General features: G+C 68.3%; 24 protein-coding genes and 1 tRNA gene. 20 read left to right on the top strand and 5 right to left on the bottom strand.

The genetic code is table 11. The features are described from left to right. The first annotated feature begins 66 nt into the window (after nt 1-66). The 5 genes from mreC (at nt 67) to H7F53_RS09630 (ending at nt 4,979) form a co-directional block, all read left to right on the top strand. Nucleotides 67-1,005: a rod shape-determining protein MreC gene (mreC, locus tag H7F53_RS09650; protein WP_185679274.1), complete on the top strand. Its 939-nt coding sequence runs from the start codon at nt 67-69 to the stop codon at nt 1,003-1,005. After that, nucleotides 1,005-1,541 (top strand): rod shape-determining protein MreD, encoded by a 537-nt coding sequence (mreD, locus tag H7F53_RS09645; RefSeq protein ID WP_185679273.1) that lies wholly within the window; start codon nt 1,005-1,007, stop codon nt 1,539-1,541. The genes mreC and mreD overlap by 1 nt, the downstream gene beginning before the upstream one ends. Further along, nucleotides 1,541-3,661 (top strand): penicillin-binding protein 2, encoded by a 2,121-nt coding sequence (gene mrdA, locus H7F53_RS09640; RefSeq protein ID WP_185679272.1) that lies wholly within the window; start codon nt 1,541-1,543, stop codon nt 3,659-3,661. Before mreD ends, mrdA begins: the two co-directional genes overlap by 1 nt. After that, on the top strand, nt 3,658-4,773 hold the full coding sequence (gene rodA / locus H7F53_RS09635; RefSeq protein ID WP_185679271.1) for a rod shape-determining protein RodA: 1,116 nt from the start codon (nt 3,658-3,660) through the stop codon (nt 4,771-4,773). The genes mrdA and rodA overlap by 4 nt, the downstream gene beginning before the upstream one ends. A gap of 130 nt (nt 4,774-4,903) precedes the next feature. Beyond that, nucleotides 4,904-4,979, top strand: a tRNA-Lys gene (locus H7F53_RS09630). Between the two features lie 79 nt (nt 4,980-5,058). Here H7F53_RS09630 and H7F53_RS09625 read toward each other — a convergent pair. Beyond that, nucleotides 5,059-7,179 (bottom strand): M13 family metallopeptidase, encoded by a 2,121-nt coding sequence (locus H7F53_RS09625; protein WP_185679270.1) that lies wholly within the window; start codon nt 7,177-7,179, stop codon nt 5,059-5,061. A 254-nt stretch (nt 7,180-7,433) separates the two neighbouring features. Between H7F53_RS09625 and H7F53_RS09620 the strand changes: the two genes are divergently transcribed. Then, a complete protein-coding gene (locus H7F53_RS09620) occupies nt 7,434-7,649 on the top strand; it encodes a hypothetical protein (RefSeq protein WP_185679269.1) in 216 nt (71 codons plus the stop codon). Nucleotides 7,650-7,787: 138 nt separating this feature from the next. Next, the gene (locus tag H7F53_RS09615) at nt 7,788-8,285 is read left to right on the top strand and encodes a helix-turn-helix domain-containing protein (RefSeq protein ID WP_185679268.1); all 498 of its coding nucleotides are present in this window, start codon (nt 7,788-7,790) and stop codon (nt 8,283-8,285) included. 37 nt (nt 8,286-8,322) lie between these two features. Here H7F53_RS09615 and eno read toward each other — a convergent pair whose 3' ends face one another. Next, the gene (gene eno / locus H7F53_RS09610) at nt 8,323-9,606 is read right to left on the bottom strand and encodes a phosphopyruvate hydratase (RefSeq protein ID WP_185679267.1); all 1,284 of its coding nucleotides are present in this window, start codon (nt 9,604-9,606) and stop codon (nt 8,323-8,325) included. Between the two features lie 194 nt (nt 9,607-9,800). Here eno and H7F53_RS09605 point away from each other — a divergent pair, with 194 nt between their 5' ends. The 5 genes from H7F53_RS09605 to H7F53_RS09585 all read left to right on the top strand — a co-directional run bounded on the left by H7F53_RS09605 (nt 9,801) and on the right by H7F53_RS09585 (nt 11,971). After that, nucleotides 9,801-10,382, top strand: coding sequence for a hypothetical protein (locus tag H7F53_RS09605; protein WP_185679266.1), 582 nt, complete (start codon nt 9,801-9,803; stop codon nt 10,380-10,382). 31 nt (nt 10,383-10,413) lie between these two features. Then, nucleotides 10,414-10,830 carry a phage holin family protein gene (locus tag H7F53_RS09600; protein WP_185679265.1) on the top strand — a complete coding sequence of 139 codons (417 nt, stop codon included), beginning with the start codon at nt 10,414-10,416 and terminating at the stop codon, nt 10,828-10,830. Further along, the gene (locus H7F53_RS09595; protein WP_185679264.1) at nt 10,827-11,180 is read left to right on the top strand and encodes a hypothetical protein; all 354 of its coding nucleotides are present in this window, start codon (nt 10,827-10,829) and stop codon (nt 11,178-11,180) included. The genes H7F53_RS09600 and H7F53_RS09595 overlap by 4 nt, the downstream gene beginning before the upstream one ends. Beyond that, a complete protein-coding gene (locus H7F53_RS09590) occupies nt 11,177-11,677 on the top strand; it encodes a hypothetical protein (RefSeq protein ID WP_185679263.1) in 501 nt (166 codons plus the stop codon). The genes H7F53_RS09595 and H7F53_RS09590 overlap by 4 nt, the downstream gene beginning before the upstream one ends. Nucleotides 11,678-11,749: 72 nt before the next feature. Continuing rightward, a complete protein-coding gene (locus H7F53_RS09585) occupies nt 11,750-11,971 on the top strand; it encodes a DUF4170 domain-containing protein (protein WP_185679262.1) in 222 nt (73 codons plus the stop codon). A gap of 82 nt (nt 11,972-12,053) precedes the next feature. Here H7F53_RS09585 and greA read toward each other — a convergent pair whose 3' ends face one another. From greA to carA, 3 genes are all read right to left on the bottom strand, one after another. After that, the gene (gene greA / locus H7F53_RS09580) at nt 12,054-12,530 is read right to left on the bottom strand and encodes a transcription elongation factor GreA (protein ID WP_185679261.1); all 477 of its coding nucleotides are present in this window, start codon (nt 12,528-12,530) and stop codon (nt 12,054-12,056) included. A gap of 114 nt (nt 12,531-12,644) precedes the next feature. Next, nucleotides 12,645-15,968, bottom strand: a complete 3,324-nt coding sequence (gene carB, locus H7F53_RS09575; protein ID WP_185679260.1) for a carbamoyl-phosphate synthase large subunit — start codon at nt 15,966-15,968, stop codon at nt 12,645-12,647. 50 nt (nt 15,969-16,018) lie between these two features. Then, a complete protein-coding gene (gene carA, locus H7F53_RS09570; RefSeq protein ID WP_185679259.1) occupies nt 16,019-17,203 on the bottom strand; it encodes a glutamine-hydrolyzing carbamoyl-phosphate synthase small subunit in 1,185 nt (394 codons plus the stop codon). A gap of 160 nt (nt 17,204-17,363) precedes the next feature. Between carA and H7F53_RS09565 the strand changes: the two genes are divergently transcribed. The 8 genes from H7F53_RS09565 to H7F53_RS09530 all read left to right on the top strand — a co-directional run bounded on the left by H7F53_RS09565 (nt 17,364) and on the right by H7F53_RS09530 (nt 25,084). Beyond that, nucleotides 17,364-17,816, top strand: coding sequence for a GatB/YqeY domain-containing protein (locus H7F53_RS09565; RefSeq protein WP_185679258.1), 453 nt, complete (start codon nt 17,364-17,366; stop codon nt 17,814-17,816). A 67-nt stretch (nt 17,817-17,883) separates the two neighbouring features. Then, nucleotides 17,884-18,330 carry an endonuclease domain-containing protein gene (locus H7F53_RS09560; protein WP_185679257.1) on the top strand — a complete coding sequence of 149 codons (447 nt, stop codon included), beginning with the start codon at nt 17,884-17,886 and terminating at the stop codon, nt 18,328-18,330. Next, complete coding sequence (gene dnaG, locus H7F53_RS09555; RefSeq protein WP_185679256.1) at nt 18,330-20,177, top strand: DNA primase; 1,848 nt, start codon at nt 18,330-18,332, stop codon at nt 20,175-20,177. Before H7F53_RS09560 ends, dnaG begins: the two co-directional genes overlap by 1 nt. 178 nt (nt 20,178-20,355) lie before the next feature. Then, nucleotides 20,356-22,365: an RNA polymerase sigma factor RpoD gene (gene rpoD, locus H7F53_RS09550; RefSeq protein ID WP_185679255.1), complete on the top strand. Its 2,010-nt coding sequence runs from the start codon at nt 20,356-20,358 to the stop codon at nt 22,363-22,365. Nucleotides 22,366-22,367: 2 nt separating this feature from the next. After that, complete coding sequence (locus H7F53_RS17905; RefSeq protein WP_185679254.1) at nt 22,368-22,973, top strand: DUF2059 domain-containing protein; 606 nt, start codon at nt 22,368-22,370, stop codon at nt 22,971-22,973. A gap of 102 nt (nt 22,974-23,075) precedes the next feature. Continuing rightward, nucleotides 23,076-23,513 (top strand): ribose 5-phosphate isomerase B, encoded by a 438-nt coding sequence (rpiB, locus tag H7F53_RS09540; protein ID WP_185679253.1) that lies wholly within the window; start codon nt 23,076-23,078, stop codon nt 23,511-23,513. A gap of 31 nt (nt 23,514-23,544) precedes the next feature. Further along, complete coding sequence (gene glyA, locus H7F53_RS09535; protein WP_185679252.1) at nt 23,545-24,837, top strand: serine hydroxymethyltransferase; 1,293 nt, start codon at nt 23,545-23,547, stop codon at nt 24,835-24,837. A 40-nt stretch (nt 24,838-24,877) separates the two neighbouring features. Beyond that, entirely contained in the window at nt 24,878-25,084 is a 207-nt protein-coding gene (locus tag H7F53_RS09530; RefSeq protein WP_185679251.1) for a hypothetical protein, read from the top strand. Nucleotide 25,085: the final 1 nt, after the last annotated feature.

Genomic DNA, 25,085 nt, shown 5'->3' with positions numbered 1-25,085 from the left:
ATCCGGGCCGGGACCGGATGGACGGTCCTGCCGGGTCGGTCCGCCCGGATAAGGAAGGAGCTGCGCATGGCGCCGCCGACCTCCCGGCGCACGGGCTTTTCGAAGCGCGCGCAATACGGGACGTTTCTCGGCTATGTGGCCGCGTTTGCGGGGATGCTCGCGGGCGCCGCGGTGCTGGTTGTCGCCTTCATCAACAAGGACGCGTTCGGCGGACTGCGCGGCATGGCCAGTGACGTCGCCGCGCCGGCGGGACGCACGGTGGCAGCCGGACGGGCGGGCGCGCAGGATCTCGGGGCCATCCTCGGCGGGTTCCTGACCAGCGGGGCGACCCATGCACGGATGCGCCGGGAGATCGAGCTGGCCCGCACCCGGCTGGCCGAAGCCGCCGCACTGGCGGACGAAAACCGGCACCTGCGCGCGCTGCTGGGGCTGCGCGAGGTGCCCGAGCGCCCGGTCGCCTTTGCCAGGATGATCGCCTCCACGGCTTCGAGTACCCGCCGCTTCGCCACCGTTTCCGCCGGGGCCCGGCAGGGTGTCCAGGTCGGCATGCCGGTGCGCACCCCGACCGGGCTGATCGGCCGCGTGCTTGAGGTAGGCGGCAGCACCGCGCGGGTGCTGTTGGTCACCGATCCGGAAAGCGTGGTGCCGGTGCAACGCGCGCGCGATGGCGTGCCGGCGCTGGCCCAGGGACATGGCGATGGCACCCTGCAACTGCGCCTGGTCAATCTGGGGCTCAATCCGCTCAAGCCGGGCGACGTGTTCGTCACCTCGGGCTCGGGCGGGCTCTATGCGCCCGGCACGATCGTGGCCGTGGTGGTCGAACTGACCCGCGACGGCGCCATCGCCCGCGTGCTGGGCGATCCTGCCACGGCCGACTACGTCGCGATCTATCCGGTCTATGCCCAGGCTGCCGGCATGCCCGAGGCGCTGGCCCCGCCCCCGGCTGTCACGCCCCAGCTGCGTCCGGCCCGCAAGCCCGCACCCAAGCCGGAAGCAGCCAACTGATGCCGTTCGGCCTCGGCGAGACGCGTTCGATCAACCGGGTGCACTCCCCGCTGCTGGCCCGCGCGGTGCCCTGGCTGACCGTCGCACTCGCCTCGGTGGTCCAGACCCTGCCATTCATCGCATCCGCCCCGGTGGCGCCGCCGCTCGGCTTCATGGTCCTGCTGGGCTGGCGACAGCTCAATCCCGGGCTGTTGCCGGTCTGGGCCGGTCTGCCGCTGGGCCTGATCGACGATCTCTACAGCGGCCAGCCCATGGGGGCGGCCATGTTCCTGTGGTCGGTGGCGATGATCAGCCTCGACCTGATCGAACAGCGCTTCCCCTGGCGCTCCTATCTGCTCGACTGGGCGGTGGCCGCCGGGTTCATGACCGGCTACCTGGTCCTCGCCGGAATCATCGCCGTCCCCCCGGGCAGTCTGCCGCTGATTCGCGTGCTGGGGCCGCAACTGGTGTTGGCGATCCTGATCTTTCCTCTCGTCGAGCGCTTCATCGCGCTGTGTGACCGGCTGCGCCTGCTGCGGTTCCGGAGCATCAGCTGATGTGGCCATTCAGCCGCCGCGACAGCACGCGCCAGTCGGTTGGCCGGCATATCAGCCAGGGCACGCTGGCGAACAGCTTCGATCGGCGCAGCGTGGTGATTGGCGCGGTCCAGGGCGGTATCGGGGTGCTGCTGGCCGCACGGATGGGCTACATCGCGCTGTTCCAGAACGAACGCTATCAGACGCTGTCCGAAAGCAACCGCGTCAACCTGTCGCTGATCCCTCCGCGGCGCGGGTGGATTCTCGACCGGCACGGCACGCCGCTGGCGACCAACCGCACCGATTTCCGCGTCGATCTCGTGCCCGAGCGCGTGGTCGATCCCGAGCGGACCGTGGCCGAGCTGGGCAGCCTGCTGAAGCTCAACCCCGTCCAGCTGCAGGACCTGTCGGACAAGATCAAGCGGAGCCGCGGGTTCCAGCCGGTCGAAGTGGCGACCAAGCTGGATTTCGATGCCTTCTCGGCGGTCAGCATCCGCCTGCCGGAACTGCCCGGGGTAATCCCCCAGCGCGGGTTCCTGCGCTACTATCCGACCGGCCCGGCGGTGGCACACCTGATCGGCTATGTCGGCCCGGCCTCGGCCGAGGACTACGAGGTCGATCGCAATCCGTTGCTGATCACCCCGGGCTACAAGGTCGGCAAGGACGGGCTCGAGAAGGAATTCGAGACCACGCTGCGCGGCGTGCCCGGCGCGCGGCGGACCGAGGTGACCGCCACGGGCCGGGTGGTGCGCGACCTGTCGATGCGCGAGGACGTTCCCGGCGGCACGATCAAGCTGACCATCGACGGCGGCCTGCAGGACTACGCCGCGCGGCGCATCGGCCTCGAATCCGCGGCGGTGGTGGTTGTCGACTGCCTGACCGGCGGGATCCTCGCGCTGGTCTCGATGCCGGCGTTCGATCCCAACAGCTTTGTCGGTGGGATCGGCCGGCTGCAGTGGAAGATGCTCAACGAGGATGATCACATCCCACTGCTCAACAAGGCACTGCGCGGGCTCTATCCGCCCGGTTCCACGATGAAGCCGATGGCCACGCTCGCCCTGCAGCAGGCCGGAGTTGATCCGGCCGAGCGGGTTGGCTGTCCCGGCGGCTACCGGCTGGGACGGCGCTTCTTCCGCTGCGACGCGGTTCACGGCTCGGTCGACATGCGCGGGGCCATCGAACACAGCTGCAATACCTACTTCTGGTCGATGGCGCACCGCGTCGGCTACGATGCGATCGCGCCGGTCGCCCGGATGCTCGGGCTGGGGCAGGAGTTCGACCTGCCCGGCACCAACCAGCGCTATGGCACCGTGCCCGACGCGGCCTGGAAGATGCGCCGCTACAAGCAGCCATGGACCGCCGCGGATTCGCTGAACGCGTCGATCGGCCAGGGCTATGTCTCGGTCTCGCCGCTGCAACTGGCGGTGATGACCGCGCGGATCGCCTCGGGCCGCACGCTCAATCCCTCGCTGATTTTCGGCAAGCCGGCATCGCCCGGACCGGCCCTGCCCTTCACCGCAGAGCAACTCGCCGTGGCCCGTGACGGGATGTTCGCCGTGGTCAACGGGCGCGGTACTGCCGTGGCCAGCAAGCTGCAGCTGGGCGACATCCGCATGGCGGGCAAGACCGGCACGGCCCAGGTGCGCGCGCTGGTCAGCCGCGGCCACGTCGGGGACTGGAAGTCGCGCGACCATTCGCTGTTCATCGGCTATGCCCCGACCGAGGCGCCGCGCTATGCGGTGTCGGTGGTGGTCGAGCACGGCACGTTCGGCGCGCGCGCCGCCGCCCCGATCGCGCGGGACGTGATGACCTACTTGTTCGACCCGGCCCGGGCCTGGGACACCTTGCTGGCGATGGAGAAGACCTGGGGCGGCACCCCGACCGAGCGCATGGAGGCGCGCTACCGCGCCTATGTCGCCAAGGTCGGGACAGGGGCGCCCAGCGTGGGCGACGATTCCGCCGTGGCCGCGGCGATCACCCAGGCCGACAACACCGAGGCCCCGGTCGAGGCGGCGGGCACCACGCCCGACACCGTGCGCGAGGAGCCGCCGCAGCCCGGCGCGGCAGCGGCCGGATCCGGTCCCGCTCCCCAGCCCGCAGCGGACGGCGATGGCGGCGGCGATCGGGGGGCGGCGCCATGAACAGCAGCCTGGTTCCCGATCCCGTTGCCCGGCAGCCGTGGCAGGTGATCCTGCCGCTGCTCGCGCTGGTCACCTTCGGCGCGACCGTGCTCTATTCCGCGGCGGGCGGATCGCTGCGGCCCTGGGCGCTCAACCACTTCGTGCGCTTCTTCGTGTTCCTCGGCATGGCGATCGTGATCAGTCGCGTGCGCAAGGAGACGTTCAAGCAGCTGGCCTATCCGATCTATGGCGTGGTCCTCGTCCTGCTGGTGCTGGTGGAACTGATCGGTGGGATCGGCGGCGGCAGCCAGCGCTGGCTCAACCTCGGCTTCATGACGCTGCAGCCGTCCGAGCTGATGAAACCGGTTATCGTGCTGGTGCTGGCGCGCTTCTACGACGATCTGCCGCCGTCGATGACCGCCAGCTGGCGCGCGCTGGTGCCTGCCGCGGCGCTACTGGCGGTGCCGGCGGGGCTGGTCATCATCCAGCCCGACCTCGGGACGGGCCTGGCCATCACCTTCGGTGCGGCGGTGGTGGTGTTCCTGTCCGGCGTGCCACTGTGGTGGTTCATCGCCGCCGGCAGCGTTGCCGCGGTGGCCGCTCCGCTGGCCTTCTTCACCCTGCTTCATGACTACCAGCGCCAGCGCGTGTTCGTGTTCCTCGATCCTGCGGCAGATCCGCTCGGCACCGGCTATCACATCCTCCAATCGACCATCGCGATCGGTTCGGGCGGACTGGCCGGCAAGGGCTTCGGCAACGGTTCGCAGAGCCATCTGGACTATCTTCCCGAGGCCCATACCGACTTCGTCTTCGCCACCATGGCCGAGGAATGGGGGATGCTTGGCGGGCTGTTCGTGATTCTCACCTTCGCCTGGGTGCTGGGCTGGGGCTGGCGCACCGCGCGCGGCACGACCGACCGCTTTGCCCAGCTGCTCGCCGGGGGCATGGTCTTCACCGTGTTCTTCTATGTCTGCATCAACCTGATGATGGTCATGGGGCTGGCCCCGGTGGTGGGCATTCCGCTGCCCTTCCTCAGCCACGGCGGCTCGTCGATGATGACCAACATGATCTGCATCGGCACGATCATGGCCGTGGCCAATTGGAACCGCAGCGGCGCACGCAGCCTGGCCTGACCGGGTCCCGGCGACCCCCGCGCATTTTTTCGCGCTGCGGCGAATTACCCCCTTCCCACCCCGGATTTCGACGCTATAGGGGGCGCTCCCGGCGACGGGAACCCTGGCAGACCAGCGCGGTAAGCCATGTGGACGCATAGCTCAGTTGGTAGAGCAGCTGACTCTTAATCAGCGGGTCCTAGGTTCGAGCCCTAGTGCGTCCACCACCCTCCCTCACCCTCATCGGTTGTGTTAACGGGAAAACGGCCGGACCGCTGAAGCGGCCGTGCGGCTTTTCGGGAGCGCTTACCAGATCCGTACGCGCTTGCTTTCGGGCAGGTGAAGCCGATCCCCCGGCTGGACATCGAAGGCGCGGTACCAGGCATCGATGTTGCGAACGGTCAGCGCGCGGTAGGGGGCTGGGGCATGGCCATTGGTCGCCACCCGGGCGCGCAGGGCCTCGTCGCGCATCTTGCTTTGCCAAGCCTGGGCATAGGCGATGAAGAACCGCTGGTCGCCCGTGAAGCCCTCGATCACGGGGGGCTCCTTACCCTTGAGCGAGGCGCGGTAGGCATCGTAGGCGGCGGCCAGGCCGGCGACGTCGGCCATGTTCTCGCCCAGCTCGAGCTCGCCGTTGAGCGGCAGGTCCGGGAACGGACGATAGGCGTTGTACTGCAGGACCAGCGCCCGGCTCGAACGGCGGAAGCGCGCCAGGTCGGCCTCGCTCCACCAGTTGCGCAGCTTGCCTGCGGCATCGAAGGCGGCGCCATTGTTGTCGAAACTGTGGCTGATCTCGTGCCCGATCACCGCACCGATCGCGCCGTAGTTGAAAGCGGGATCGGCGCCGGGATCGAAGAAGGGCCGTTGCAGGATCGCCGCGGGAAAGTTCAGCGCGTTCTGCACCGGCAGGTTCACCGCATTGACCAGCTGCGGGTTCATCCACCATTCCCTGCGGTCGAGCGGCTTGCCCAGCTTGGCCAGCTGCTGACGGGTGCGGAACAGCTCGGCAGCCTGCTTGTTGGCATAGGCCCGGCCGGGCTGGAGCACGAGCCCGGACATGTCGGACCAGCGGTCCGGATAGCCGATCCCGACCACGATCGAGCGCACCTTGGCGAGCGCCTCGTCCCGGGTGGTCGGCGCCATCCAGTCCAGCCGGGCAATGCGCTGCGCAAAGGCCTGCTTGATCTCGCTGACCATGCCTTCGATCTCGGCCTTGGCGCGCGCCGGGAAGTATTGTTCGACATAGAGCTTGCCGAGCGGCTCGCCGAGCGCGGCATTGAGCGCATCGATCCCCCGCCTTGGCCGCGGACGCTGCGCCGTACGGCCCTCGACCACTGTGCCGTAGAAGGCGAAGTGCAGCTGGTCGAGCCGGCTGGGCAGGACATCGGCATTGCGGTTGAGCTCGTGAAACACCAGCCAGTCCTGCCAGGCCTCAAGCGGTTCGCGCGCGACCAGCGCGCTCAGTCGCGCAATCGGCGCGGCGTGATAGGCCACGAACCGCTCCTGGCTGGCGAGCCCCGCCTCGGCGAAGAACCCGTCCCAGGCGATGCCTGGGGCCTTGCGCGCAAAGTCGGCGCGGGTCCATTCCGTGGCGGCGGTCTGGAAATCCGCGCTCTGCTCCGCGGTGGCATGGGCCTGCGCGATGCGCGTCTCGAGCGCGACCACACGGTCGGCGCGGCCTGCGGCATCGGGCAAGCCGGCCGCGGTGAGCAGGTCGGCCACATAGGCCCGGTAGCGCGTCCGGATCGCCGCCAGCCTGGGCTTGTCCGAGAGATAATAGTCGCGGTCGGGCAGGCCAAGCCCGCCCTGGAGCAGGTAGGGCATCACAGCCGAGCCGCTGAGCGACTGGGTGACAAACAGGCCGAACAGGTTCTCGGTGTGGAAATGGGTGTTGTTCAGCGGGTCGACGTCGGCCCGCAGCTGCGCGCCCAGCACGCGTGAGAGCGCCGCAACGTCGCGGATCGCGGCGAAACGCGCCAAGGCGGGCCGGACCGGCGCCAGTCCGGCCGCATCGATGCTCCGGGTATCGACATAGGCGGTGTAATAGGTCTTGATCCGGCCCGGGTCGCTGTCGGGCGGGGCATCCCCCTTGACGATGTCGTCGACCAGCCGGGTGAGTTGCTCCTCGGTCCGCTCGCGCGCGGTATCGAAGGCGCCAAGCTGGGACTTGTCGTCGGGAATGACCGCCGCACGCATCCAGCTGCCGTTGGCATAGCCGTAGAAATCGTCGCCCGGCTTGACGGTCTTGTCCATCGCCGCCTGATCGATCCCCAGCCCGGTGCCCGGGCTGCGGGCGGCATCGCCATCGGGATCGGGCGCGCAGCCGACCGGCCCGCCAGCCACCACCGCCACCAGCAGTCCCAATGCCGGCAACAGCGCACGCAGGCGTTGTCCGGAGGTCAGGAGTAGCGGCGGGGCAATCGGCATGTCACCTCGGGAATGGCAGCGACCGGGCGGCGGCCGCACTCTATAGGCGCTTGCGCCGGTTGCGGCCACCCCTGCCGGTCGGTGCGGTGACGGCGCGGGCAGCCGGTGCACCGATTCGAGTGTGGCAGCCCCCGCGGCGAGCGGGCGACCGGGCTTCTCGGGGTTTGTGCGGGTTCGCCGGGCAACATCGACTTCATGTTATTGTTCCATAACGGTGCGATGCGCCGCCCCCCACCGGCGCGGTGGAACAACCCATGTCGCGTTTCATGTTTGCCCGAACCGGCGGAGTCGAATGCATGTGGTCGAACCCCGACCCCGACAGCCCAGCGGAGATCCTGTGCCGCCTGGAGGATTGCCTTGCGGCACTCGACCGGATCGGAGCCGGGCTGCCGGCCGTCCATCTGGCCACGGCGATCGAGCACCTGCGCGCGCAGTTCGGCCTGCCCGAGAATTCCTCGGGATCGGACTAGTCTCGCGCCGCGCCCCCGGCGCTCCCGCTCTATCCTTCCCGGCCTGACTGCGGACCAGGGCCTTGGCCCGGACGGAACCATGCTGGAGGTGTTGAAACAATGGGGGGCGGCAGCAATCGGGAAGCCGCGGCGCCGGCCTTGGCGCCGCGCCCGGCCGACGATCGACAGTTCGCGGCCACCCGCCTCGACGTCCGGCAGCTGATCGCGATGGCCAACGAGCTGCTGGCGCTGGCAGCCGATCTGGAAGGCATCGTTCCGCACGGCGACGACGCTGCCCGCGCCGCCGATCCTGCGACAGTGCTGGTCATGGCCCGGGCAGAATACCGGCGTCGCCGCAACCGCGGCCAGTTCTTCGACAACGATACCCTGTTCGGCGAACCGGCCTGGGACATGCTGCTCGACCTGTTCATCGCCGGACTGGAAGGCAAACAGGTGCCGGTCACCAGCGCCTGCATCGGCGCCTGCGTGCCGACCACGACGGCGCTGCGCTGGTTGGCCTTGATGGAAGAGCGCGGGCTGGTGGTGCGCGAGCCCGATCCCACCGACGCGCGCCGGGCCCACGTGCGGCTCTCGCCCGAGGCGATGGAGCGCATGGAACGCTATTTCCAGCGCGCCCACCGCCCGCAGGTGCGCTGAGCTCCGGCGGGGGGGCGCCCCCCGCCGGTGGGTGTGCTCAGCCCAGCCGGCCGAACGCCGCCGGTCCGGCGTAGACTGCCGCGGAACCCAGCTCTTCCTCGATGCGGATCAGCTGGTTGTACTTCGCGAGCCGGTCCGACCGGGCAAGCGAGCCGGTCTTGATCTGGCCGCAGTTGGTGGCGACCGCGAGGTCGGCGATGGTCGCGTCCTCGGTCTCGCCCGAGCGGTGCGACATCACGGCGGTGTAGCCGTTGCGCTGGGCGATGCTGACCGCCTCGAGCGTCTCGGTGAGCGAGCCGATCTGGTTGACCTTGACCAGCAGCGAATTGGCCAGGCCCATCTCGATGCCCATGGTCAGGCGCTTGGGATTGGTGACGAACAGATCGTCCCCGACCAGCTGGACCTTGTGACCGATCTTGTCGGTAAGCGCCTTCCAGCCCTCGAAATCATCCTCGCTCATGCCGTCTTCGATCGAGATGATCGGGTAGGCGGTGGTCAGGTCGGCCAGGTAGTCGGCGAACTGGACGGGCGAGAGCGACAGTCCCTCGCCGCTGATCTCGTACTTGCCGTTCTTGAAGAACTCGGTCGAGGCACAGTCGAGCGCCAGCTTGACCTCGCTGCCGGCCTTGAACCCGGCCTTCTCGATCGAGGCCATGATGAAATCCAGCGCAGCGCGGGTGCTGGCCAGGTTCGGGGCAAAGCCGCCCTCGTCGCCCACCGCCGTGGCCAGGCCCTTCTCGTGCAGGCCCTTCTTCAGCGTGTGGAAGATCTCGGCGCCCCAGCGCACGGCCTCGGCCAGCGAGCTGGCACCGACCGGCATGACCATGAATTCCTGGAAGTCGATCGGGTTGTCGGCATGCTCGCCACCGTTGATGATGTTCATCATCGGCACCGGCAGGACATGGGCCGAAACGCCCCCGACATAGGCGTAAAGCGGCAGTCCGCGGGCCGCTGCGGCGGCCTTGGCGATCGCCAGCGAGGTACCGAGGATGGCATTGGCGCCAAGCCGCGCCTTGTTCTCGGTGCCGTCCAGCGCGATCAGCGCCAGGTCGATGTCGCGCTGGTCCTCGGCATCGAGGCCCAGCAGGGTCTCGCTGATCTCGCCGTTGACCGCGTCGACCGCCTTGAGCACGCCCTTGCCGAGATAGCGGCTCTTGTCGCCATCGCGCAGCTCGACCGCCTCGTGCGCTCCGGTCGAGGCGCCCGACGGGACGGCGGCGCGGCCGAAGCTGCCATCGTCCAACAGCACGTCGACTTCGACGGTCGGGTTGCCGCGGCTGTCGAGGATCTCGCGGCCGTGGATATCGATGATGGCGGTCATTCTCCGGCTCCTGGCTGGTTGCGGGCTGTGATTGCACGCCCCTTGGCCGATGGAACCTTGGCAGGCAAGCCACGTTGGCGCATCATGCTGCCAAACCCGGGTCCCTGGGCGGCTTTGCACCCTTGCATGGCCCTCACCGCGCCCCACATAGTCACCGAGTGGCCGCCGCGGCCCTCCCAACTCTAGGACGAACCATGGCCGATAGCACTGTCACCCCCGCCAAAGCCAAGCCCGCCCGCAAGCCCCGGGCCCCCAAGGCCGCCGCCCCGGTCGAATCGACCCCGGCCGCCGCCACGCCCGATCCCAAGGCGAAGTTTGCCAAGGCGATCGAAGAGGCCAAGGCCGGCGCCACAGCGCTCTCCACGCAGGTGCAGGATACCGCGGGCGCCTACCGCGAGAAGGTCGTCGGTCAGGGCGAGGCGCTGATCGAGGATGCCAAGGCCGCTGCCGCCCAGGCCAAGGAAAAGGCCGCGGCGCTGGCCAAGGAAGGCAAGGTCCGTGCGGTCGATGGAATCGCCACCGTGTCCAAGCTGGTGGCCGAAAACGCACCGGTGATCGACGAGAAGCTGGGCGCCAAGTATGGCGACTACGCCCGCTCGGCCGCACGCTCGCTGGACGAGACCGCCGCCAAGCTCGAGGCCAAGGATCTGGGCGAACTGGGCGAGGATGCCCGCGCGTTTGTCCGCAAGAGCCCTGCCCTGGCGGTCGGGATCGCGGCAGCCTTCGGGTTCCTGGTCTCGCGCCTGTTCCGGGGATCGGCGAAGACGGACGATTGACCGCACGAACCGCCGCGGCGTGTCCTCCAGAATGACCAACGACCAGACCCGGGCGGCGCCAGATGACGCCGACGACAAAGCGCCTGGCGATCCCACCCCCGAGGGAGTCGCCCCGCTGCTCGACGACCTGCGCCAGCTCGCCGGCGAGGCCAGGGCCTATGCCGAGGCCGAGCTGGCGTTCCAGCAGGCCCGGCTCCGGGTGGTCGGCGGCGGGGTGCGGCGCCTGGCGCTGCTTGGCCTGTTTGCCTTCGTGTTTGCGGTGTTCGCGCTGGTCGCCCTGACCGTGGGACTGCTCATCGCGCTCACCCCGCTGGTGTCGGCCCTGGGGGCGACTGCGATCGTCGCCGGGGGCCTGGCGCTGACCGGGCTGCTGTGTCTGCGCGGCGCCGTCAGGGCGTGGCGGCAAACGCTGGCTGCGGTCTCCCCAGGCCGGGATGCGGCGCCATGAACGCCCCGCTGGATGAGCTGGCCGAGGCCCGCGCCGCCCGCGAGGCCACCCTGGGCGCCGTGCAGGAGCGGCTGTCCGCGATCGAGGCCGCGCTGGCGGGGCAAAGCGTGGGCGCACGGGTGCGCCACGATGCCGTCACCCGCGTCAAAGGCGCGGCGGAAGAGACCATCGCCGTGGCGCGGGAATCGCGCTGGGTGGTTGTGGGCACGGCGGCGCTGCTGGCGCTGTGGGTGCTGCGGGCACCCCTGGTCCGCGTTGGCCGGAGCTTGGCCACCCGGCTCGATCAGGGGGAACCGCGCGCTGCGTGGCAGCGTTTCCGTGAGTGGACATCCAGAAAGGCCAAGCTGTGAGCGACAAGACCAAGGGTAACCGCGAAGGCGGCCGGAGCGGCGACAGCCGCGCCGCAGACAACCCCGCCGCAGATAGCGCGGCCGAGCCGGCGCCGCCCGAGGGGGTGCGCGCGCTGGCGCTGGACTATCCCTTCGCGCTGATCGCCGGCGGGATCGTCGCGGGGGTCGTGATCGGCTCGCTGCTGCCGCGCTCGGGCCGCTTGTCGAAGACCGTCGGGGCCCTTGCCGCGGTGGCAGGCGAAGTGGGGCTCAGCTATGCCCGCAAGGCGATCGACGGTGTCGGCGAGGCTGCCGGTACCGCGGCCGAAGCCGGCGGCAAGGTGGCCAGCGTGGTGGGCGAGCGGGCCGGTGACCTGATCGAGGCCGCCGGCGACAAGGCCGGAACCTATGGCGGCAAGGCCGCCGAGACGGCCGAACAGGCCGTGGCCAGCCTGCGCCATTCGGCCGAGGGCCTGGCGCGCCAGGTGATCCGCCTGACCTCGCAGCTGCGCCACTGACGCTTGCGTTGCGTGGGGGTGAGCGGTTAGGGAGCAGGTCTCCCATCCTCTCTCCCCGGGAAACCAAACCGCATGAGCAAACTGCACCTTGTCATGGGTGGCCGGGTCGCTGACCCGCAGGGCCTCGAATTTGTCGATCTCGCCAACCTCGATCTGGTGGGCGTCTATGGCTCCTTCGCCGAGGCGCAGGAAGCCTGGCGCGGCTGCGCCCAGCGCACCGTCGACGATGCCGAGATGAAGTACGTGATCGTCCATCTCCACAAGCTGCTCGAGCCCGACGAGCCCGCCAGCTGAGCGGGCTGCCGCCAGCCGGACAACCGCAAAGGGGCGCCGCGTCGATGACGCGGCGCCCCTTTTGGTTGCCAGGCAGGCCGGTTCAGATGAACTCGATCTTCTGCACCAGATAGCAGCGATCGCCCGAGGGCACCGTGACCTCGACCTCGTCGTCCACCCGGCGCCCGATCAGGGCGCGGCCGAGCGGCGAATTGTAGCTGATCCGGCCCATCTTGGCATCGGCCTCGTAGGGGCCGACGATCTGGTAGCGCACGGGCTTGTCGTCATCGTCGAGCAAGGTCACCGTGGCACCGAACACGATCCGGTCGCCCGACAGCGAAGTCGGATCGATGATGTTGGCGCGGCTGACCTTGTCCTCCAGGTCGGCTATCGACGCCTCGACCTGGCCCTGCCGCTCCTTGGCTGCGTGATACTCGGCGTTCTCAGACAGGTCACCATGGGCGCGGGCCTCCTCGATCGCATCGACGATCTTGGGCCGTTCCTCGCGCAGCGCCTTCAGCTCGGCGATGAGCCGCTCATAGCCCTCCGCCAGCATCGGCAGCTTTTCGACACTCGCCATCCCTGTTCGTTCCTTTAGGCGTCCGCTGGCGACGGCTTCCCCGTTCCGCCCTGCGCGATCAATGCGCCAGACGGACAAACGGGACCGACGCGGTTGGGAGAAAACGCGATTGGTTCAGGCATAATAGGACTGAAGCGAGCGCACTTCAAGTTGCGCGCCGCGCAGCGACCCGATCGCCTCGACCGCGGCGACACTGCCGGCGGCCGTGGTGAAGTAGGGCACCCGCCCACCCAGCGCGGCCATGCGGATCGACTGGGAGTCCTTCAGGCTCTGCCACCCCTCGGTGGTGTTGAAGATCAGCGCGACGTCGCCATCGACGATCCGGTCGACGATGTGCGGCCGGCCTTCGGCCACCTTGTTGATCCGCTGCACAGGCACCCCGGCCTCGGCCAGATAGCGCTCGGTCCCGCCGGTCGCGACCAGGGTGAAACCCAGCGCGACCAGCTTGCGGGCGGCCGGGAGGATCGCCGGCTTGTCGGTATCCTTGACCGAGACGAACACCAGTCCGCTATCGGGCAGGCGCACCCCGGCGCCAAGCTGCGCCTTGGCGAAGGCCGTGGCGAAATCGAGATCGAGCCCCATGACCTCGCCGGTCGATTTCATCTCGGGCGAGAGGACCGGGTCCACCCCGGGGAAGCGCGCGAAGGGGAACACCGCCTCCTTCACCGCCATATAGGGCAGGTCGCGCTTGATCGGCGGGAAGTTGGTCAGCGGTTCGCCCGCCATCACGCGGGCGGCGATCTTGGCGATCGGCTGGCCGATCGCCTTGGCGACGAAGGGCACGGTGCGGCTGGCGCGCGGGTTCACCTCGATCAGGTAGACCACCCCGTCCTTGACCGCGAACTGGACGTTCATCAGGCCCTTGACGCCCAGCGCCAGGGCCAGCGCCTCGGCCTGGCGCTCCATTTCGCGCACGACCTCGGCCGGCAAGCTGTAGGGTGGCAGGGTGCAGGCGCTGTCGCCCGAATGGATCCCGGCTTCCTCGATGTGCTGCATCACGCCGGCGATCACCACGCGCTCGCCGTCGCACAGCGCATCGACATCGCACTCGATCGCGTCGCGCAGGTACTGGTCGATCAGCACCGGGCTGTCGCCCGAGACCTGCACGGCGGTGGTGATGTAGTCATCCAGCTGCTGCTGGCTGTCGACGATCTCCATCGCCCGGCCGCCGAGCACATAGCTGGGGCGCATCAGCACCGGGTAGCCGATCCGGCTCGCCACGGCGACCGCCTCGTCGCGGCTGCGGGCGATGCCGTTGAGCGGCTGCTTGAGGCCCAGCTTCTCGACCAGGGCGGCGAAGCGCTCGCGGTCCTCGGCCAGGTCGATCGCGTCGGGCGACGTGCCCAGGATCGGGATGCCCGCATCCTCCAGCGCCTGGGCCAGCTTGAGTGGGGTCTGCCCGCCGAACTGCACGATCACGCCCAGCAGGGTGCCGTTCGACTGCTCGACGCGCAGGATCTCGAGCACGTCCTCGGCGGTCAGCGGCTCGAAGTAGAGGCGGTCCGAGGTGTCATAGTCGGTCGAGACCGTCTCGGGGTTGCAGTTGACCATGATGGTCTCGTAGCCGGCTTCCTCGAGGGCGAAGCAGGCGTGGACGCAGCAGTAGTCGAACTCGATCCCCTGCCCGATGCGGTTGGGACCGCCGCCCAGGATCACCACCTTGGTGCGGTCCGACGGGCGCGCCTCGCACTCCGCTTCGCCGAAGCTCGGCGCCTCGTAGGTGGAGTACATGTAGGGCGTGACGGCCTCGAACTCGGCGGCGCAGCTGTCGATCCGCTTGAACACCGGGCGCACGCCCAGTTTCTCGCGCAGTTCGCGCACCTCGGCCTCGCTGGTCGCGCCGGCCAGGCCCTTGAGCGCATCGTGGAGCAGGCCCGAGCGCCGCGCCTGGGTCTCGCCCAGCCCGCCCGCGACATGGACCGACCGCACCGCCAGGGTGGCCAGCCGGCGGTCCGAGAAGCCCATGGCCTTCAGGCGGCGCAGCCCCTCGGCATCCAGCGGCAGCCCGTTCTCCAGGATGTTCGCCTCCTCGGCGATGATCTCGTGGATGTGGCGCAGGAACCAGGGATCGAAATGGGTGATCGCGTGGACGTCCTCCACCGTGAACCCCTCGCGGAACGCCTGGGCCACGTTGAGCAGCCGGTCTGGAGTCTGCTTGGCCAGCGCCGCGGTGATCTCGTCGCGGCTAGCGCCCTCCAGCTCGAGCACACGGTTGAACCCGTCGAGCCCGGTCTCCAGCCCGCGCAGGGCCTTCTGCATCGATTCCTTGATGTTGCGGCCGATCGCCATGACCTCGCCCACCGATTTCATCGCGGTGGAGAGCAGCGGCTGCGCGCCCTTGAACTTCTCGAAGGCGAAGCGCGGGATCTTGGTGACGACATAGTCAATCGTCGGTTCGAAGCTGGCGGGCGTGGCCCCGGTGATCTCGTTGGTCAGCTCGTCCAGGGTGTAGCCCACCGCCAGCTTGGCGGCGACGCGGGCGATCGGGAAGCCGGTGGCCTTCGAGGCCAGCGCCGAGGAGCGCGAGACGCGCGGGTTCATCTCGATGACGATCAGGCGGCCGTCCTTGGGATTGACCGCGAACTGCACGTTGGACCCGCCGGTCTCCACCCCGATCTCGCGCAGCACGGCGATGCTCGCCGAGCGCATGATCTGGTATTCCTTGTCGGTCAGGGTCAGCGCCGGGGCGACGGTGATGGAATCGCCGGTGTGGACCCCCATCGGATCGACGTTCTCGATCGAACAGATGATGATGGCATTATCGTTCCGGTCCCGGACGACCTCCATCTCGTATTCCTTCCAGCCGAGGAGCGATTCCTCGATCAGGACTTCCGTGGTGGGCGAGGCCTCGAGCCCGCTCTTCACGATCGCCTCGAACTCGGCCTTGTTGTAGGCGACGCCGCCGCCGGTGCCGCCCAGGGTGAAGCTGGGACGGATGATCGAAGGCAGGCCGGTGCGTTCAAGCACCTTGTAGGCCTCTTCCACCGTGTGTGCGACCCCGGAGCGGGCGCTTTCCAGCCCGATCTTGTCCATCGCCTCGCGGAAGCGCTGGCGGTCCTCGGCCTTGTCGATCGCATCGGCATCGGCGCCGATCATGGTCACGCCGAACTTCTCCAGCGTACCATCGTTGAACAGCGCCAGCGCGGTGTTCAGCGCGGTCTGTCCGCCCATCGTCGGCAGGACCGCGTCAGGGCGCTCCTTCTCGATGATCTTGGCGACTACCTCGGGGGTGATCGGCTCGACATAGGTCGCGTCGGCGAACTCCGGATCGGTCATGATCGTGGCCGGGTTGGAGTTCACCAGGATCACCCGGTAGCCCTCCTCCTTCAGCGCCTTGATCGCCTGGGTGCCGGAATAGTCGAACTCGCAGGCCTGGCCGATGATGATCGGGCCGGCGCCGATGACGAGGATCGAGGAGATGTCAGTGCGTTTGGGCATGGGTCAGCCTTGGTATCGGGTGAAGGTGCTGGCGGTGAACGGACGCACGTTCATCGCTGGAGCATCCCCACGAACTTCTCGAATAGGTAGAAGCTGTCCATCGGCCCCGGGCTCGCCTCTGGGTGGTATTGCACGCCGAAGGCGCGCTTGCCCTTTACCGCGATCCCGCAGTTGGAGCCGTCGAACAGCGAGACGTGGGTTTCCTCGAGCGTGTCGGGCAGCGCGGAATTGTCGACCGCGAAGCCGTGGTTCATCGAGGTGATCTCGACCACGCCGTCCGCCAGCCGCTTGACCGGGTGGTTGGCGCCGCGGTGGCCCTGCTGCATCTTGATCGTGGTGGCCCCGGCGGCCAGGCCGAGCATCTGGTGGCCGAGGCAGATGCCGAAGACCGGCACGTCCCGGTCCAGCAGCGCCTTGATCGTCGGCACGGCATAGGCGCCGGTCGCGGCCGGATCGCCCGGTCCGTTCGACAGGAACACGCCCGCCGGTTCGAGCGCAAGGATCGTCTCGAGCGGGGTCTGGGCCGGAACCACCGTCACTTGCGCGCCGGCCTTCACCAGGTTTCTGAAGATGTTGTCCTTCGCGCCATAGTCGATCGCGACCACGTGCGGACGGGCATCACGCGGCGAGCGGGCATAGCCCTGCCCCAGCGTCCACACGCCCCCTTCCCAGCCCTCCTGCTTCTCTCGGCTGACCACGCGGGCCAGGTCCATCCCTTCCAGGCCCGGCCAGGCCTGCGCCCGCTTGAGCAGGGCCGGCAGGTCGAACCGGCCTTCGGGGTGATGCGCGATCACCGCGTTCGGCGCGCCGGACAGACGGATACGGCGGGTCAGCGCGCGGGTGTCGATCCCGGCGAGGCCGATCTTGCCCTTGGCGGCCAGCCAGCGGGTGAACTCCTCACGCGAGCGGAAGTTGCTCGGCACGGTCACGTCTTCGCGCACCACGCAGCCGACAGCGCCGTCGACCTTGCTCTCCAGGTCCTCGTCGTTGCAGCCGACGTTGCCGATATGCGGGAAGGTGAAGGTCACGATCTGCCCGGCGTAGGAGGGGTCGGTCATCACCTCCTGGTAGCCGGTCATCGCGGTGTTGAAGCAGACTTCGCCCACGGCCTCGCCGACAGCGCCGAAGCCCTTGCCCCAGACCAGCGTGCCATCGGCCAGCACGAGGACACCGGTGGCGCCTTTCGGTTGCTGCCCGGCGGAAGGTTGGGCGTGCGAAGAGGCGGCGTCGGCCATGGGGTGGCGCTCCGTAGGCAAGGGTCTGGCAATGGGTGCTAAGGCCCGGCCGCTAGACCCCCGACCCCGTCCCGTCAACCTAGGAATATCCGGAAATTGCGGCTAGGGAGAGGCCATCCGCGCGGCTCTTCGCGCATATCCACGCATTTCCGGGGGAAGCATGCTCCGCGATTCGATCAAGGCCGCGCAGGTTGCGGCGATGAAGGCTGGGGACAAGCCGCGGCTCGCCGCGGTGCGCCTGATTCTGGCCAAGCTGAAGGACAAGGACATCGAACTGCGCACGGCCAGCGCCGTGCCCGACGACGACGTGGTCGTCGTCGACGTGCTGCAGAAGATGGCCAAGCAGCGGCGGGAATCGATCACCCTCTACGAACAGGGCGGCCGGCAGGAACTGGCCGATGTCGAAAAGGCCGAACTGGCCGTGATCGAGGAATTCCTCCCCCAGCAGATGGACGAAGATGCGGTGAAGGCCGCGATCGAGGCGATCAAGGCCGAGCTGGGCGCTTCGAGCATGAAGGACATGGGCAAGGTGGTGGCCGAGCTGAAGGCGCGGCATGGCAGCCAGCTCGACATGGGCAAGGCGTCGGGGCTGGTGAAGGCGGCTTTGTCGTAAGCGTCCCGCGCGGCCGGGGCACCGCATTCTCCCCTCCCGCTGGCGGGAGGGGCCGGGGGAGGGCCTGTTGGACAACGATTGGTTCCGCGCCAATGACAAGGGCTACAGTCGCCCAACAGCCCGTTCGCGTGAACTGCGCCGGAATACCACTGAGGCCGAAAGGCGGCTGTGGCAGCAGCTGCGCAACCGGCAACTAAGGGGAAAAAGGTTCAACAGGCAGTTTCCGGTCGGTCAATTTATCTGTGACTTCGCCTGTCGGGAGCAGCGCTTGATTGTCGAGTTGGACGGCGGACATCACGCGCATGTGCTGGATTACGATCTCCGGCGGACGCAGTTTCTAGAAGCGCAGGGATACCGTGTGATCCGGTTTTGGAATAACGAGGTGATGGAGAACATCGAAGCGGTATTGATGCGGATCGGGGAAGCTTTGGACAACAGGCCCTCCCCCGGCCCCTCCCGCAGGCGGGAGGGGAGTTTATGGAGCAGGTCGCTCCGCTCCCGCGGAAGTATCTGATGCTCTCCCCCCAATGGCTCGACGAACTGCGATCGCGCATCACGCTCTCCAGCGTGATCGGGCGGACGACGCGGCTGCAGAAGGCCGGGCACGAGTTCAAGGCCTGCTGCCCGTTCCACAACGAGAAGTCGCCCAGCTTCACGGTCAACGATGCCAAGGGCTTCTACCACTGCTTCGGCTGCGGCGCGCATGGCGACGTGATCCGCTGGATGACCGACCAGCGCGGGCTCGCCTTCATGGATGCGGTGAAGGAGCTTGCCGCCGAGGCCGGGATGGAGGTCCCTGCGCCAGACCCGCGCGCCGCGAAGCAGGCCGAGCAGCGGGACAGCCTGCATGACGTGACCAGGGCCGCGCAGGACTGGTTCGTCGCGCAGCTGGCCGGGCCCGAGGGCGAGAAGGCCCGCGCCTACCTGGCGACGCGCGGGTTCGACCCTCACACCGTCCAGCGCTTCGGCTTCGGCTATGCGCCCGAAGGCCGGCAGGCGCTGAAGGCGGCCCTGGGCCGATTCCCCGAGGACAAGCTGATCGAGGCGGGCCTGCGCATCGCGGTCGAGGAGCGCGAGCCCTATGACCGCTTCCGCGGCCGGCTGATGCTGCCGATCGAGGATGCGCGCGGCCGGGTGATCGGGTTTGGCGGACGGATCCTCGACAAGAGCAAGACCGATGCGCCCAAGTACCTGAACTCTCCCGACACACCGCTGTTCGACAAGGGCCGCACGCTCTACAACCTGCATCGCGCCGGTCCCGCCTCGCGCCAGACGGGCCGGATGATCGTGGTCGAAGGCTACATGGACGTGATCGCTCTCGCCGCGGCGGGCTTCACCGAGGCGGTGGCGCCGCTCGGCACGGCCCTCACCGAGCACCAGCTGACGCTGCTCTGGCGCATGGTGGAAACCCCGACCCTCTGCTTCGACGGCGACGCGGCCGGGCAGCGCGCGGCGCTGCGCGCGGTGACCCGGGCGCTGCCGCTGCTCAAGCCGGCCCATTCGCTGCGGATCGTGCGCCTGCCTGCCGGGCTCGATCCCGACGACCTGCTCAGGCAGCAGGGACCCGCCGCGTTCGAGGCCCTGCTCGGCGCCGCGCAGCCGCTGATCGATACGCTGTGGGAGCACGAGCGCGATGCCCTGCCCCTGGCCACCCCGGAGGACAAGGCCGGGCTCAAGGCCCGCCTGCTCGCCCATGTCGAGACGATCGGCGATCCCGACATCCGCGCGCTGTACCGGCGCGAGCTGCTCGAGCGCTTCTCCGACCACGCCTTCCCCCGGCGGGAGGGCAGCAGCGAATGGCGGGCGCAGCCGGGCGGGCGCGGTCCCGCACGCGGCGGGCGGCCGGGATCGTGGCGCAATCCGCCGCCCCTGCCCCCGGCCGAGGCGACGATGCGCTTCGTCCAGCGCGGCGCGGGCGGACAGCGCCAGGCGCTGGGCGCTGCGGTGCTGCTCGGCCTGGCCCGCTGGCCGCAGCTGATCGCGCGCCATGCCGAGGCCCTGCTGCGCAGCGATCTGCCGCGCTCGCCGCTTGCCCCCCTGCTCGACGCGCTGCTCGATGCCGCCGAACAGGGACAAGCCCTTGAAACCCATCATATTGCCACCACATTGGCGCAACGGAACATGACCCTGCCCAGCGCGGCGGACTGCGGCAACATCCCCTATCCGTTCCTGCAGGACAGCTGCCCCCCGGACTGGGCCGACGAATGCCTGACCGCCGCGATCGGCGTGCTGGTGGAAGGACCGGCGCTGGATGCGGCGATTGCCGCAGCGACCGAGCGGTTCGATATCGAGGAGCAGGGCCGCCTGCGGGCCCGGCGCGATGAGCTGGACAATCGCCTCAAGGCGCTGATGCGCGGTTGAGCGGTGCCGGGCCGGCCCGCGGCATGAACTTTTTGACGGGTGATCGCGGATTGCCCCAAACGAATACTGGAATTTGCCGTAGGGATCAGGCATGGCCCGGTCTGCGGTATAATCCGGCACAAGATACGGACAACCGATTGCGGCCCCGACGCCGGGCCCGCATCCATATGGCGGACCAATGGACGAAGAACTTACCGGCACCGACAATGGCGGCGATGCCCCGCTGATCGATCTCAATGATGCCTCGGTCAAGAAGCTGATCGCCCGCGCCAAGCGCCGCGGCGTGATCACCTATGACGAGCTGAACGAAGCGCTGCCGCAGGACCAGATGTCATCCGAGCAGATCGAGGACATCATGGCCGCGATCTCGGAAATGGGCGTGAACATCGTCGAGACCGACGAGGACGCGGTCGATCCCGATGAGCCGCCGGTCGACGATGTCGAGGACGCCGACTCTGTCGGCGACCGTCCGGTCGCCGAGAAGAAGAAGGAAACGGTCGACCGCACCGACGATCCCGTGCGGATGTACCTGCGCGAGATGGGCGCGGTCGAGCTGCTCAGCCGCGAAGGCGAGATCGCCATTGCCAAGCGGATCGAGGCCGGTCGCGACACCATGATCCTCGGGCTCTGCGATAGCCCGATCACCTTCCACGCGATCATCCAGTGGTCCGAGGCGCTGAACGCCGGCGAGATGCAGCTGCGCGAGATCCTGGATCTGGACGCGATGCTCTCGAAGGAGCCGCAGCCCGAAAACCTGTCCGAGGACGGCGAGGACGGCGACGGCGAGATCAGCGAAGCCACCGCCGGCCCCTCGTTCAAGGAAGAGGACGAGGTCGAGGAAGAAGAGTCCGCCGACGAGGAGGATGAGGACGGCATTGAGCGCCGTGCCCGTCGTCCGGTCGAGGAAGAGGAGGAGGACAACACCCTCAGCCTCGCCCAGATGGAAGCGCAGCTCAAGCCGGCCGCGCTAGAGCGTTTCGCCGAAATCACGGCATTGTTCCGCGAATTCGAGAAGATCCAGGCCGAGCGCCTCGATGTGCTCGGCTCGGGCGGGCTGTTCCCCGACGCCAAGGAAAAGCGCTACCAGCAGCTGCGCGAGGACCTCACCGCGCAGGTCGAGAGCGTGCAGTTCCACGCGACCAAGATCGAGTATCTGGTCGACAACCTCTATGCCTTCAACCGCCGGCTGACGACGCTGGGCGGGCAGATGCTGCGCCTGGCCGAGCGTCACAAGGTCAACCGCAAGGATTTCCTCGACGCCTACATGGGCCACGAGCTCGACGAGAACTGGCTGCAGGTCAATGCCGGCCGGGACAAGAAGTGGGCGGCCTTCGCTGCCGCCGAGGCGACCGGGGTCGAGCGCATCCGCGCCGAGGTGGCCGACATCGCCGCCGCGACGGGCATGAGCCTGACCGAGTTCCGCCGGATCGTGAACATGGTCCAGAAGGGCGAGCGCGAGGCGCGCATCGCCAAGAAGGAAATGGTCGAGGCCAACCTGCGGCTCGTCATCTCGATCGCCAAAAAGTACACCAACCGCGGCCTGCAATTCCTCGACCTGATCCAGGAAGGCAACATCGGCCTGATGAAGGCGGTCGACAAGTTCGAGTATCGGCGCGGCTACAAGTTCAGCACCTATGCCACCTGGTGGATCCGGCAGGCGATCACCCGCTCGATCGCCGATCAGGCGCGGACCATCCGCATCCCGGTGCACATGATCGAGACGATCAACAAGCTGGTCCGCACCAGCCGCCAGTTCCTGCACGAACAGGGCCGCGAGCCGACGCCCGAGGAAATGGCCGAGCGCCTCTCCATGCCGCTGGAGAAGGTGCGCAAGGTGATGAAGATCGCCAAGGAGCCGATCAGCCTCGAAACCCCGATCGGCGACGAGGAAGACAGCCACCTGGGTGATTTCATCGAGGACAAGAACGCGATCATCCCGGTGGACGCGGCGATCCAGGCCAACCTCAAGGAAACGGTCACCCGCGTCCTGGCCAGCCTGACCCCGCGCGAGGAGCGCGTGCTGCGCATGCGGTTCGGCATCGGCATGAACACCGATCACACGCTGGAGGAAGTCGGCCAGCAGTTCTCGGTGACGCGCGAACGCATCCGCCAGATCGAGGCCAAGGCCTTGCGCAAGCTCAAGCATCCGAGCCGCAGTCGCAAGATGCGCTCGTTCCTGGATCAGTGACGGTGCCGCGCCCCCCCTTCTTCGCGCACACGGTCCTGGTTCTGGCCGCGCTGCTGGCGCCGGGCGCCGCGGCGCTGGCCCAGACCGCCTCATCCGCGCCCGCGCCTGCGGCGGCGGATGACGGCAAGGCCCTCGCGCTGGCGCGCGAAGTCGTCCGGATCGGCTATCCCGAAGACAAGCGCGCGGCGATGTTCTTCGGCGCGGTCGATGCGATGACCAGCCAGATCCGCGGGGTCACCATGGCGCGGTTCAACAACGACCCGGCCGCCAAGGCGATCATGGACCGCAACATGGACCGGTTCGTGGCGGCGAGCAAACCGATCATCGACCGGCACATCCCGGCCTTCATGGATGCCTATGCCAAGGGCTATGCGCGTGAGTTCTCGGTGCCCGAGCTCGAAGAACTCCTGACTTTCGTGAAGACCCCGGTCGGCAGCCATTTCTTCCTGCGCAGCTCGGCGATCCTCGCCGACCCGGCCTTTGCCGCGGCCAACCAGGATTACATCCGCGAGCTGCAGCCCCAGATCGAGCGCATGCGCGAGACCCTGACGCGCGAGCTGGTCGAGCACTTCAGCAAGAACCCGCCGAAGCCGACCACCGGCTCCTGACCGGCCGGCTGGGGACATGCCCGATGGGGGTCTGGCCTTCGCCGCCGCACGCGCCTAAGGGGCGCTCACGTCGATTCCGTCGCCAGTCCAGCAGGTGAAGTCTTGCGCATCGCCATCGCCTCCGACCATGCCGCCGTGGAGCTCAAGGCCGAGCTGCGCGAATACCTGATCGGGCTGGGCCACGAGGTTGCCGACCTCGGCCCCGATACCACCGACCGGGTTGACTATCCCGACTTCGGCTATCGCCTGGCCGCCGTGGTGGCCGATGGCACCGCCCGGTTCGGCGTGGCGTTGTGCGGGTCGGGCATTGGCATCTCCATCGCGGTGAACCGCCATCCCGGGTGCCGCTGCGCGCTCGTCTCCGAGCCGCTGTCGGCCGCCCTCGCGCGGGAACACAACGATGCGAACTGCATCGCGATGGGCGCCCGGCTGACCGGAGTGGACATGGCCAAGGCCTGCCTCGACGCCTTTCTCACCACCAGCTTCGGCGGTGGCCGCCATGCCGGCCGCGTCGCCAAGCTGACCACCCCCGCGCTCTGACCTCCCGCGCTTCGAACACAGGGACCTACCGATGAACGCCGTAACGCCCGAAGGCTTCTTCACCGCCGGCCTCACCCAGCAGGATCCGGCCATCGCTGCCTGGATCGGCAAGGAACTCGGTCGCCAGCGCGACAAGATCGAGCTGATCGCGAGCGAGAACATCTGCTCGCGCGCAGTGCTCGAAGCGGCCGGATCGATCCTCACCAACAAGTACGCCGAGGGCTATCCGGGCAAGCGCTACTACGGTGGCTGCGAATACGTCGACGAGATCGAGACCCTGGCGATCGAGCGCGCCAAGGCCCTGTTCGGCGCCCGGTTCGCCAACGTCCAGCCCAACTCGGGCAGCCAGATGAACCAGGCGGTGTTCCTGGCCCTGCTCCAGCCCGGTGACAGCTTCATGGGGCTGGACCTGGCCGCAGGTGGCCACCTGACCCACGGTTCGCCGGTCAACATGAGCGGCAAGTGGTTCAAGCCGATCCCCTATGGCGTGCGCCCCGACGATCACCAGATCGACATGGACGATGTCGCCCGCATCGCGCGCGAGACCAAGCCCAAGCTGATCATCTGCGGCGGTACCGCCTACTCGCGCTTCTGGGACTGGGCCCGGTTCCGCGAGATCGCCGATGAGGTGGGCGCCTACCTGCTGGCCGACATGAGCCACATCTCGGGTCTGGTCGCCGGCGGCGTTCACCCCTCGCCGGTACCGCATGCCCATGTCACCACCACCACCACGCACAAGTCGCTGCGCGGTCCGCGCTCGGGCATCGTGCTCACCAATGACGAGGCGATCGCCAAGAAGATCAACACCGCGATCTTTCCCGGCATGCAGGGCGGCCCGCTGATGCACATCATCGCCGCCAAGGCCGTCGCCTTCGCCGAGGCGATGACGCCGGAATTCAAGGTCTATGCCCAGGCCATCGCCGACAATGCGAAGGCCCTGGCCGCCAGCCTCCAGGCCCAGGGCCTCGGCATCGTTTCCGGCGGGACCGACAATCACCTGATGCTGGTCGATCTGCGACCCTACGGCGCAAAGGGCAAGCATGCGGAGCATGCGCTCGACCGGGCCGCGATCACCTGCAACAAGAACGCGATCCCCAACGATCCCGAGAAGCCCTTCGTCACCTCGGGCATCCGCCTCGGCACGCCGGCCGGCACCACCCGCGGGTTCGGAACGGCCGAATTCACGCTGATCGGGGAACTGATCGCCGAGGTGGTCGACGGGCTGCGCAAGAACGGCGACGAGGGAGATGCCCAGGTTGAAGCGTCGGTTGCCGCGCGGGTCGAGGCGCTGTGCGCAAAGTTCCCCATTTACCCGACGCTGTGAACAGGGCAGCCAGAGGACGGACCGACCAAGGAGCCCCGCGATGAGCGATGCGAACAATCTGCTGGATGCCGCCAAGACCGAGATCTCGGGCATGGCCAAGGAGGGCATGGCCCATCCTTCGACCAAGCCCGTGCTGATCGGCATGGGGGTGGGGGCCGTGGCCGGCGCGCTGCTCCCGGTGGTCTCGCTGCCGCTCGGACTGATCGCCGGCGGCGCCTTCGCGCTCTATGGCCGGATCAAGCGCTGAG

Source organism: Novosphingobium piscinae (assembly GCF_014230355.1).
Taxonomy (GTDB): Bacteria; Pseudomonadota; Alphaproteobacteria; order Sphingomonadales; family Sphingomonadaceae; genus Novosphingobium; species Novosphingobium piscinae.
This window is presented reverse-complemented; position numbering and strand designations above follow the sequence as displayed.